This window comes from Marixanthomonas sp. SCSIO 43207 (assembly GCF_019904255.1).
Taxonomy (GTDB): domain Bacteria; phylum Bacteroidota; class Bacteroidia; order Flavobacteriales; family Flavobacteriaceae; genus Marixanthomonas.
Genome location: NZ_CP063203.1, coordinates 1,972,622 through 1,985,130, shown reverse-complemented (window position 1 = coordinate 1,985,130; position 12,509 = coordinate 1,972,622). Strand labels below are relative to the sequence as shown.

The 12,509-nt window shown below is 34.1% G+C and carries 6 protein-coding genes; all 6 read left to right on the top strand.

Going from position 1 to position 12,509, the window contains the following annotated elements:
- The first annotated feature begins 189 nt into the window (after positions 1-189).
- Positions 190-3,855: a phosphoribosylformylglycinamidine synthase gene (purL, locus tag INR76_RS09275; RefSeq protein ID WP_223107625.1), complete on the top strand. Its 3,666-nt coding sequence runs from the start codon at positions 190-192 to the stop codon at positions 3,853-3,855.
- A gap of 55 nt (positions 3,856-3,910) precedes the next feature.
- Positions 3,911-6,304 carry a M14 family metallopeptidase gene (locus INR76_RS09270; RefSeq protein WP_223107624.1) on the top strand — a complete coding sequence of 798 codons (2,394 nt, stop codon included), beginning with the start codon at positions 3,911-3,913 and terminating at the stop codon, positions 6,302-6,304.
- Between the two features lie 111 nt (positions 6,305-6,415).
- On the top strand, positions 6,416-8,194 hold the full coding sequence (locus INR76_RS09265; RefSeq protein WP_223107623.1) for a long-chain fatty acid--CoA ligase: 1,779 nt from the start codon (positions 6,416-6,418) through the stop codon (positions 8,192-8,194).
- Between the two features lie 47 nt (positions 8,195-8,241).
- Entirely contained in the window at positions 8,242-11,313 is a 3,072-nt protein-coding gene (locus INR76_RS09260) for a two-component regulator propeller domain-containing protein (protein WP_223107622.1), read from the top strand.
- 5 nt (positions 11,314-11,318) lie between these two features.
- Positions 11,319-11,933, top strand: a complete 615-nt coding sequence (locus INR76_RS09255; protein WP_223107621.1) for a response regulator — start codon at positions 11,319-11,321, stop codon at positions 11,931-11,933.
- 129 nt (positions 11,934-12,062) lie between these two features.
- Complete coding sequence (locus tag INR76_RS09250; RefSeq protein WP_223107620.1) at positions 12,063-12,509, top strand: MarR family winged helix-turn-helix transcriptional regulator; 447 nt, start codon at positions 12,063-12,065, stop codon at positions 12,507-12,509.

Sequence of the window (12,509 nt, the reverse complement as noted above, 5' to 3'; positions counted from 1 at the left end):
AGTGTTTGCTCAAAAATACAATTAACTGTGTGAGAAAAAATAACATTCTTATAAAGTAACAGTAATATAATATAAAAAATCTTCAAAAAAAGTTGAAAACCTTGTGTATAACAGCTAAAAAAAGTAACGGTCATTCTGAAGATTTACTGTAAATTTGTGCTTTCTAAAACTGAACAACATAACGGCAATATGATTCACTATTTTTCAGCTTCAACTCACGCTATTTTTGCAGTACAAACAAACAATGAATTTTCAGAGCAGGACATTAAAAAACTACAATGGCTTTTTGCGACTCAAGAATCTTCAAAACCCCAGCAACAAGTTAATGGTTCATTCATTGGTCCAAGAGCAGCAATGATTACTCCTTGGAGCACCAATGCTATGGAAATCACTCAAAATATGGGTATTGAAGGCATCACTCGTATTGAAGAATTTAAAAAAGTTGAGGATGATTTTACAGACTATGATCCTATGTTGTTTCAAAAATACAACAACCTTACTCAAGAAACTTTTATAATAAATATTGAGCCAGAGGCAATAAAAAACATTGATGATATTGCTGCTTTTAACGAGGCCGAGGGACTAGCACTCAACAAAGAAGAGGTAGCTTACCTTGAAAATCTTTCAACCAAACTTAATCGAAAATTAACCGATAGTGAAGTATTTGGTTTTAGCCAAGTAAATAGTGAGCACTGCCGTCACAAAATTTTTAATGGAACATTTGAAATTGACGGAAAAGAGATGCCTTCTTCTCTTTTTAAAATGATTAAAAAAACTTCAGAAGAAAATCCAAATAGCATTGTTTCAGCTTACAAAGACAATGTTGCTTTCATTAAAGGTCCAAAAGCTGTTCAATTTGCACCGCTTTCACCAGATAAACCTGATTTTTATAAAAATTCTGAATTTGAAAGTGTTATCTCTCTAAAAGCTGAAACACACAATTTCCCAACAACTGTTGAGCCATTTAACGGTGCTGCAACCGGAAGCGGTGGTGAGATAAGAGACCGTCTTGCCGGCGGAAAAGGCTCTTTACCTTTGGCAGGAACAGCTGTGTATATGACGTCATATTCTCGATTAAATGACGCTCGACCTTGGGAGAAAGCCATGGAAGAACGCGACTGGTTATATCAAACTCCATTAGATATTCTTATAAAGGCCAGTAACGGTGCTTCAGATTTTGGAAACAAATTTGGGCAACCTTTAATCGCAGGCTCTGTTTTTACTTTTGAACATGAAGAAGAAGCCCGCAAGCTTGGCTTTGACAAAGTAATTATGCTTGCCGGAGGTGTAGGCTACGGAAAAGCAAATCAAGCTTTAAAAGATATACCTAAAAAAGGAGATAAAATTGTGATTCTCGGGGGCGAAAATTATCGTATTGGTATGGGAGGAGCTGCTGTTTCTTCTGCAGATACGGGTGAGTTTGAAAGCGGTATTGAACTTAATGCGATTCAACGAAGCAATCCCGAAATGCAAAAAAGAGCTGCAAATGCCGTTCGCGGAATGGTAGAAAGTGAAACCAACCCTATTGTTTCTATTCACGATCATGGAGCCGGTGGTCACTTAAATTGTTTAAGTGAGTTGGTTGAAGAAACAGGTGGAGCAATTGATCTAGATAAACTTCCTGTTGGCGACCCTACCCTTTCAGCAAAAGAAATTATAGGTAACGAATCACAAGAACGCATGGGGCTTGTAATTGGGGATCAAGATATTGAAAAACTGAAACGCGTTTCAGATAGAGAGCGTTCTCCTATGTATGAAGTTGGTGATGTTACAGGAGATCACCGATTTACTTTTGAAAGTAAAACCACAGGTGAAAAACCAATGGATTTTGAACTAGCAGATATGTTTGGTAGTTCTCCTAAAACTGTTTTAAAAGATAAAACAGTCATAAGAAACTATAAAAACCCTGAATACATTTCTGCACATATTCAAGAATATGTTGAGCAACTTTTACAGCTGGAGGCTGTTGGATGTAAGGACTGGTTAACCAATAAAGTTGACCGTTGTGTTACAGGGCGTGTTGCCAAACAACAATGTGCAGGACCTTTACAATTGCCATTAAATAATTGTGGCGTAATGGCTCTAGATTATAACGGTAAAGATGGAGTGGCAACCTCTATTGGCCACTCACCTGTTTCTGGATTAGTTGATCCAGTAGCAGGCTCTAGAAACTCAATCACCGAAGCGCTTACCAACATCGTTTGGGCTCCTCTTGAAGAAGGTTTAAAAAGTGTATCACTTTCTGCAAACTGGATGTGGCCGTGTAACAATGAAGGTGAAGATGCTCGTCTATATCAAGCCGTTCAAGGTGTTTCAGAATTTGCTATTGATTTAGGTATCAATGTTCCTACGGGTAAAGATTCGCTTTCTATGAAGCAGAAATATAAAAACGAGGAAGTAATTTCTCCAGGAACTGTGATTATATCGGCTGCTGGTCATTGTAAAGATATTAAAAAGACCGTAGAGCCGGTCCTTCAAAAAAATGCCGGAAGCCTCTACTATATCAATATTTCACAAGATGATTTTAAACTAGGAGGATCGTCATTTGCTCAAATATTAAACACAGTAGGTAATGAAGTGCCAAGCGTTAAAAGTGCAGCCTATGTAAAAACTGTTTTTAACACCCTCCAAAATTTAATTTCTGAAGGAAACATTGCAGCAGGTCACGATGTAGCTTCAGGAGGATTAATTACTACGTTATTGGAAATGTGTTTTGCTGAAACTAATTTAGGGGCAAATTTAAATCTTTCAGACTTGGGAGATGATATCGTGAAAATATTATTCTCTGAAAATTGTGGCGTTGTTGTTCAAGCTTCAGAAGACAATGCTATTGAAGAGGCTTTCACTTCAGCAAATATTGGATTCAAAAAAATAGGAACGGTTACTGCTTCTGAAAAACTAACTATTCAATTTAATGATAATCCATTGAGTTTTGAAATTCCAAAAATGCGAGACGTTTGGTACACAACCTCTCATTTATTGGATGAAAAACAAAGCGGAAAAATTAAAGCCGAAGAGCGTTTTCATAATTATAAAAAACAGCCGCTTCAATTTACGTTTCCAAAGCAGTTTGAAGGTAGCTTACCACAAATTTCTTCAGAAAAACCTCGTATCAAAGCTGCTATTCTTCGTGAAAAAGGAAGCAACAGTGAACGGGAAATGGCCAATGCTATGTACCTAGCCGGTTTTGATGTTAAAGACGTTCATATGACCGATTTAATTGAGGGTCGTGAAACACTTGAAGATATTAAATTTATAGCCGCTGTAGGTGGTTTTTCAAACAGTGATGTTTTAGGAAGTGCAAAAGGCTGGGCTGGTGCGTTTTTATATAACGACAAGGCCAATAAAGCTTTAAAAAACTTTTTTGCAAAAGACGACACGCTTTCATTAGGAGTTTGTAATGGTTGTCAACTATTTGTTGAGCTTGGTCTATTAACACCTCATCATGACCAAAAACCAAAAATGCTTCATAATGATAGCGGAAAATTTGAATGTAATTTTACCTCGGTTACTATACAAGAAAATAATTCTGTAATGTTATCTTCTTTAGCCGGAAGTACATTGGGTATTTGGGCTGCACACGGTGAAGGAAAGTTTAGCTTCCCACTCTCTGAAGAAAATTACAATATTGTAGGAAAATATGGGTATGAAACCTTTCCGGCAAATCCTAACGGAAGTGATTTTAACACCGCTATGATGACCGATGAAACCGGAAGACACCTTGTTATGATGCCTCACTTAGAACGTTCTACTTTCCCTTGGAACTGGGCACATTATCCAAAAAATCGTAACGATGAAGTTTCTCCTTGGTTAGAAGCTTTTGTTAATGCTAGAAAATGGTTAGAAAAACACTAATTGCAATATGTTGTTTTTCAAGTCGTTTTAAGAGTACAAAAAATTAAAATACATTATGAAACAATTATTACTCCTCTTTTTATTGGTAACCACTTCATTTGTGTATGCACAAGAAGTACAAGAAAAATACCAACGAGCAAAAATCAACTATTCTACTACTGAAGATTTATCAAAATTGGCTTCATTGGGTATTCCGGTAGAGCATGGAACTCACAAAATAGGCCACTTTATTATTTCAGATTTCTCAGTTTCTGAATTAACACAAGCTAGAAATGCAGGTTATAAAGTTGAAGTTTTAATTGAAGATAGTAAGCAATATTTTTTACAACGCAATCAACTACAAGCGCCAATCAACAATCCTAGTTGCGATGATGATACTGAAAATTACCAAACTCCTTCCAATTTTGATTTAGGCTCAATGGGCGGGTATTTAACCTATCAAGAGTTATTGGATGAACTAGATGCCATGCGTGCTCAATACCCAGATTTAATTACCGAAAAAGAAAACATTGGTTCATTTTTAACCGAAGGAACTCCAGATAACTCAACTACACCATCCATAGGAGGTAATGGTATTAAATGGGTCAAAATAAGTGACAATCCTGAAAATACTTCAGAGGGCGAACCTCAAATTTTATATACTGCAATACACCACGCTCGAGAACCTGTCTCGTTATCACAGTTGGTTTTTTATATGTGGTATTTGTTAGAAAATTATGATTCAGATCCAGAAATACAAAGCATTGTGAATAATACAGAATTGTATTTTGTACCGGTAATTAACCCAGATGGTTATCTATATAACGAAAAAACAGATCCAAATGGAGGAGGTTTTTGGCGTAAAAACCGAAACAATACTTATGGTATAGACTTAAACCGCAACTATGAGTATTACATTGACGGCAACCCAAATAATGGAACTTGGGGAGGTCAAGGTGCTTCATCAAATACAAATGACCCAACTTACCACGGTCCGGCTCCTTTTTCGGAAGTAGAAACTCAAGCGATGAAATTTTTCGTTGAAAATCACAACTTTGTGATGGCATTAAATAATCACACGCACGGTGATTTATTATTATATCCATACGGATATACTGAAAATGCTCCTACAGCAGAAAACGATCTTTTTGTAGGAATTTCAGAAGAGTTAGTTTCACGTAATGGATTTGATAATATTTTATCATCAGACTTATATCCTGCTGCCGGTGATAGTGATGACTTTATGTACGGAACCGTTAATACGCACGATAAAATATACGCCATGACTCCAGAGATTGGTCCAGAGTTTTGGCCACCAAGCAATCAAATTATACCTCTTTCAAAAGGAATGATGTATTTAAATCTTACCTCTGCAAAAATGGTAAACAATTATGCCGAAGTAACAGACATCACCCCATCATTTACAGGGAATTCTGCAATCAATAATGCAGAATTCAATATTAAAAGATTAGGCATAAATGGCAACGGAAACTTTACTGTAAGCCTTAACCCTGTTTCAGCAAATATAGCTTCAGCAGGCAACCCGGTAAGCTATACCAATCTTCAACTTCTAGACGAAGATACCGGAAGTATTGAATACACTCTTACAAATGATGTGCAAGCAGGCGATGACGTTGTATATGACTTAATAGTAAACAACGGAAGTTACGATACCGCTATACGAGTAACCAAACAGTTTGGCGAATTAGAACCTATTTTTGAAGATGCTGGTGATAGTGTCACTACTCACTTTGATAATAACGGATGGGGAACGACAACCGCATCGTTTGTATCACCTTCAAGTTCTATTACAGATTCACCTAACGGAAACTATCAAGACAACAGTAATAAAACAATAACTTTAAGTAACGCTGTAGACTTAACAGACGCCATTGGCGCAAACGTAACTTTTTATGCAAAATGGGATATAGAAAATAATTGGGACTATACCCAGTTTGAAGTATCAACCAATAATGGTTCTACTTGGATACCACAATGTGGAAAATTCACAAATGCCGGAAGCACTAACAGCGGACAACCAACCGGAGAACCTTTATATGACGGCTCTCAAAACGATTGGGTTTTGGAAGAAATAAATCTGAGCGATTACTTGGGACAAACTATATTGATTCGTTTTCAATTTCAATCTGATGGTGGTGTGACAGAAGATGGCTTTTATTTTGATGATTTAACTATAAATGTAGTAACAGATTCGGGCTTAAGTGTTTCAGAAATTTCAGAAAATCAATTTAAAATTTATCCAAACCCTGTTGAAAATCAACTACACATTAAAATAATATTGACTAATTACTCAGCCGAAATTTTCACACTACAAGGACAACAAGTATTCAATTCAAAAGATAATAAAGGCTCACAAATTATAGATTATACTAAGTTTGCATCTGGAGTTTATATTTTAAAATTAACTTCTGAAAACAACTCACAAACATTTAAAATTTTGAAGCAATAATTAAATTTTAAAAAATATTCATTAATTTTAATGGAGCAACAAATTTAAGGTTGCTCCATTTTTTTTATAAATAGTTTTACTATTTTGCACCTATACTAGACATACTTAATTATGACAGACCCTAAAAGACTATTTGACTTCCCATATTATCAACTGGAAAAACATCCACAACAAAAAGCATTGGTTACAAAATACAATGGAACTTGGGAAGCTACATCAATACAAGAGTATATTGACAAAGCAAATACATTAAGTCGTGCGTTGCTACGAATGGAAATTGAGCCTAATGATAAAATTGCTATCATATCAATGACCAACCGTACAGAATGGAATATTTGTGATATAGGTATTATGCAAACAGGAGCTCAAGATGTTCCTATTTACCCAACTATTTCTGAAGATGAGTATGAATATGTTCTCAATCACAGTGAGTGTAAGTACGTTTTTGTTTCTTGTAAAGAGGTTTTTGATAAAGTTGCTAGTATTAAAAACAACGTACCTTCTTTAAAAGAAATCTATAGTTTTGATGAAATTGAAGGCTGTAAAAATTGGAAAGAAGTTTTAGAAAAGGGTAAAGACGACAGCAATCAAGATGAAGTAGAAAAAAGAAAAGAAGCCATTACTGAAGACGACCTAGCAACGTTAATATATACATCTGGTACAACAGGACGACCTAAGGGTGTTATGCTTTCTCATAAAAATATTGCAAGCAACGCAAAATATAGTGCCGAACGCTTACCTATTGAATTAGGAAAATCTAAAGCTCTAAGCTTTCTTCCGGTATGTCACATTTATGAACGAATGCTATTGTATATGTATCAATATGCAGGAGTTGAAATTCATTTTGCAGAGTCATTAGAGACTATTAGCGACAATTTAAAAGAAGTACAACCACACGTAATGAGTGCAGTACCTAGACTTTTAGAAAAAGTATATGATAAAATTTATGCAAAAGGAGCCGAATTAACTGGCATAAAAAAGAAACTGTTTTATTGGGCTATTGAATTAGGTCTTGAATACGAACCATACGGTGAAAACGGATGGTGGTATGAAACCAAACTTAGCTTAGCTCGTAAATTAATCTTTAGCAAATGGCAAGAAGCTTTGGGCGGTAAACTTGAAGCAATTGCTAGTGGTAGCGCTGCTTTGCAACCACGTTTGGCTCGAGTTTTTAATGCAGCAGAAATTCCGGTAATGGAAGGATATGGTTTAACCGAAACCTCACCCGTAGTTGCTGTAAATGATATGCGTGATAAAGGTTTTAAGATAGGAACAGTAGGAAAACCTTTAAGAGAAACCGAAGTTAAAATTGCTGATGACGGAGAAATATTAATAAAAGGTCCACAAGTTATGTGTGGCTATTATAAAGACAAAGAAAAAACAGAAGAAGTTCTCGTCGATGGATATTTTCATACCGGTGACATAGGAGAAGTTGATAAAGATGGTTTTTTAAAAATTACCGATCGTAAAAAATCAATGTTTAAAACCAGTGGTGGTAAATATGTTGCTCCTCAGTTAATAGAAAATGACATGAAACAATCTCGTTTTATTGAACAGATTTTGGTTGTAGGAGAAGGAGAAAAAATGCCTGCTGCATTAATACAACCAGATTTTGAGTTTATAAAAGAATGGGCTGCAAAAAAAGGTAGAACTATTTCTGAAGATCCTAACGAAATTGTTAAAGACGAAAAAGTTATAGAACGCATACAAGAAGAAGTTGACTTTTATAATGAACGATACGGTAAATGGGAAAAGGTAAAAAAGTTTGAACTTACACCAGACATTTGGAGCATTGAAGAAGGACACCTTACTCCTACTATGAAAATGAAACGTAAAGTTATACAAGAAAAATACAAAGATCTTTATGAAAAAATCTATGACCGTAATTAAACACTAATCCCAAAAAACATACTATAACTTACTTCTCCTCTTACAAAGTGATAAAATATTTTTCCAAAATAATATTGGTTGGCTTTGTAGTGATTTTTGCAAAGGTTTATAGTCAAGAAACTAAAACCTTTAAGATAAATAAACTAGGGCAAAACAAGGGTTTATTACAATTAAACGCACAAGCATTATCCCAAGACTCCCTAGGTTTTCTTTGGGTGGGCACAGAAGATGGTTTACATAGATTTAATGGTTATGAGTTTAAGCCTTTTGTAGCTCACGCAAAAGACAGCACTACTCTTATTGACGATCACATAAGAGGTTTACTAGCAATAGGTGATACCTTATGGATTGCAACCAATTCAAAAGGAGTTTCTGGGTATCGTTTTTCAGAAAATAAGTTTTTTGAAACCACAAAGAGTTTAAAAAAAAACGACCTTCAAATAGCGTATAAAATTTTAAAACTTGACGCTCCACACCTCCTTTTTTCAACAAGAAATCATTTTATTTTATTCAACAGAAAAGACGGAAACAAACAAATTTTTAAGTTACCCGAGAATCAAAGAGAAAATTTTGTTGAAGATGTTATTAAGGTTTCAAAAAACACTTACTGGCTTGCAACTAGAACATCAGGTATTTTAGAGTTTAATATAGTTGACGGGCAACTTAAACGTTTACCTTTTTTTAATCCTTCCTCGGCTTCAGCGTTTATAAAAAAGGGTAATTCGTTATTTATAAGTTCAGAAAAAGGACTTTATGAATACCTTTTAAGCTCAAACAAGATCAATATTGTTTCAGAAACACCGGCAATCAACACGCTTTTTTTACTAGATAACGAAGAACTTTTGGTTGCTACTCACCAAGGTATGTTTTGTTTTAATTTAAAAACAGAAAAAACTTCAAAAATTATCTTTGAAGATAAACTGAACAATACCTATGAAAACATTGTCATTGAAAAAATAGTGAAAGATGATAAAGGAAATCTTTGGCTAGGAACAGCGGGTGAAGGTGTTTTTTACTTGAATAAATTTCAGAAAAAGTTTGAAACCGTTCAAGTTAAAATTTCTAATAGTGAAGATGATCAACGCATAAGTGTTTTTCCTTTTTTTAAACGAAATGATTCTATTCTATGGATTGGAAGCACCAAAGGAACTCTTGCTTATAACCTTACTACAAAAACTTTTAAGCGATATAGCACTGGTAAAAATGGTATTACATATTGTTTTGCTGAAGATGACACAGGTACGCTCTGGGCAGGAGGTATTTATGATGGACTGATGAAGTACAACCCAAAAACAGATCAGTTTTCACAGTGGCTTTCTACCGACACTCAAAATGGTTTGCCAGATAATGAAGTATTGACAATAATTCCTAGAAATAATTCAAAGTTGTGGCTTTGCACTTGGGCTGGAGGAATTACCGAGTTTGATACCGTTAAAGAAACCTTTACTCCTATTCTTATAAATGGAGAACAATTAAACAGAGTTAGAGTGTATTTACACGATTCAGAAAATAATTTGTGGTTAGGTACCGATCAAGGTTTATATAAAGTTTCGGAAAATAGAACCGCTACAGTTTATACTCAAAGTGATTCAGAAAAAAGTGAACTGACAAACGATCGCGTTTTTGCTCTCAAAGAAGACCAGCAAGGAAACATCTGGATTGGCACAAGTTCTGGACTTACAAAATTAAACCCTAAAACTCAAAGCACAACGTTATACTTTAAGCAGAAAGGATTTAGTAATGATTTTGTTTACACTATTTTAATTGACAAAAAAAACCACATTTGGCTTAGCACCAATTATGGTCTTTCAGTTTTAAACCCTGCAACCAATACTTTCAAAAGTTATACAAAAGAAGACGGTTTACAAGATAATGAGTTTAACGGTAAGTCTGGTTTTAAAGATACTGAAGGAATGTTCTATTTTGGCGGAATTAACGGTTTCAATATATTTAATCCTGAGAAAATAATTGACAACCCGCATTTTCCGAAGATATATCTAGAATCGGTTGAGCTTTTCAACAAACCTATTGAGCGTAATGAGCTTTTTAAAGACACATTACAATTTAAAAGTGAAGAAAATGTATTAACTTTTAACTTTACAGCTTTAAATTATTCAAACCCTCAAAAGGTTTCATATCAATATAAACTAGACAATTTTGATAAGCAATGGAGTCCGCCTTCAAGTAAGAGAAGTGTTACATATACCAACTTAAACCCCGGAAACTACACTTTGAATATTAAGGCTACAAATGATGCCGGTCTTTGGGGTGACGAAGTAAAGCGTGTTGCACTAGTCATTATACCGCCGTGGTATCAAACAACTGTTTTTAAAATTTCGTTGTTTGTATGTATCATACTTTTAATTATAGGGCTTTACTTTTATAAAACATCAAGGTTAAAGCGCGAAAAAATTAAACTTGAAAAATTGGTTTATGAGCGCACTCAAGATTTAATTCAAAAAAACAAAGCCTTAGAAGCTTCAAATGAAACTACCTTGAAGCAACGCAATAACATTGAGTTTTTAATGAAAGAATTGAGTCATCGCGTAAAAAACAATCTTCAAATTGTATCAAGTTTATTAAACATTCAAGCAAATTCTATTGAGCACAAAAAGTCTAAAGAAATTTTAACCATTGCAAAAAATAGAATATTAGCTATTTCATACGTACAGGCTCAACTTAATTCAAAAACAGATGAAGTTGATGTAGGAAAGTTTGTAGAAAATTTCAGCTTAAACATGATTGAAACGCTTACCGATGAAGATTCGTTAACGTTTGAACTTCAATTTGATATTAAGAATAATACATTCTGCAATGTAAATATAACGCTAATTGGTCTCATTTTAAATGAATTAATTACCAATACCTTTAAATATGCTTTTAATACGTACAGTAAGGAAAATATTTTACAAATTGAATGCTCGTTAATCAACAAAACAATAAAACTAAGTATCAAAGATAATGGCGTAGGGTACAATAAAGAAAACATAAAGAAAGGATCTTTAGGTCTTGATATGGTTACCGAAATGGTGCATCAATTAAACGGAACAATAATTACCGAAACACAAAACGGTGTAAAAAATACCATCACAATTCCTTGTAATAAGAATACAAAATGAAGTTTATGAAACAAGTTCTGCTTATAGAAGATGAGTTTATTATTGCAAAAGATATTAAACTGCTGTTAGAAAAAGAAAACAACACAACAGTGCAAATTGCAAGAAACTATGAAGAAGCGCAGTTACGTTATAGAGCTAATGAGTTTGATGTAATACTTTGTGATATAAACTTAAACGAAGATAAAGATGGTATTGATATCATTACCGAATTTAAAAAAACCAAAACGCTTCCGGTTGTATTTTTAACAGCCTATGATTCTCCAGATATTGTAAATCGAGCCAAAAAAACTATGCCCTTTGCCTATCTTTTAAAGCCTTTCAATGAGTTACAATTAAAAGTAACAATTGACCTAGCTTACTTAAACTATAAAAAAGAAAGTGATAGCATTGTAGAAAATACAGATTACACCAAACAACTTGAAGAACTCACCAAGCGTGAGAAAGAAATTTTAGTAGTACTAGCTTCAGGAAAAACTAGTAAAGAAACAGGTGAATATTTAAACATATCTTCTCATACCGTAGAAAAACATAAAAAAAACATCAAAAAGAAACTAGGTATGAATACCGTTGGCGAACTCGTTCGCTTTGCTATGAAATCAAATTTGTATGAAGTTTCTTAAAGTTTACAAGTAAATAACCTCAACCTCATTACATTTAACATATAGTACCCAAAAATTTTACATTTATTTACTATGCGTGCATAATAAATTTTTCTATATTTGATATTCAGAAAATAAAACAACTACTTTTTGAAAGAGAAAACAATAGATTATATACTGCGCTCTACGTGGATGAATGTACAAAAAATGTATAACGAAGAAGCCAGTAAAAAAGATAGTACAATGGCAACAGGATTTGCTTTAATAAGTATAGATCCAGAAGAAGGAACCCCTTCAACTGCTTTAGGTCCAAAAATGGGAATGGAAGCAACAAGTCTATCTCGTACTTTAAAAAACATGGAAGCAAAAGGCCTTATACAACGCAAACCTAATCCAGAAGATGGTCGCGGTGTTTTAATTCATTTAACTCCCTTTGGCAAAGAGATGAGAGAGTTTTCAAAAAACGTTGTACTACGCTTTGATGAAGCCGTAAAAGAAAATATAACCGAAGAAGAATTACAAACATTTAAAAAGGTGGCAAACACCATTTTAGAATTAATTAATTCAAAAAAAATATATACCGAAAAAATAGCATAA

Bases quoted from the DNA above. Each gene is read 5' to 3' on its own strand.
- purL (WP_223107625.1), top strand. From the start codon at position 190: ATGATTCACTATTTTTCAGCTTCAACTCACGCTATTTTTGCAGTACAA.
- INR76_RS09270 (WP_223107624.1), top strand. From the start codon at position 3,911: ATGAAACAATTATTACTCCTCTTTTTATTGGTAACCACTTCATTTGTG.
- INR76_RS09265 (WP_223107623.1), top strand. From the start codon at position 6,416: ATGACAGACCCTAAAAGACTATTTGACTTCCCATATTATCAACTGGAA.
- INR76_RS09255 (WP_223107621.1), top strand. From the start codon at position 11,319: ATGAAACAAGTTCTGCTTATAGAAGATGAGTTTATTATTGCAAAAGAT.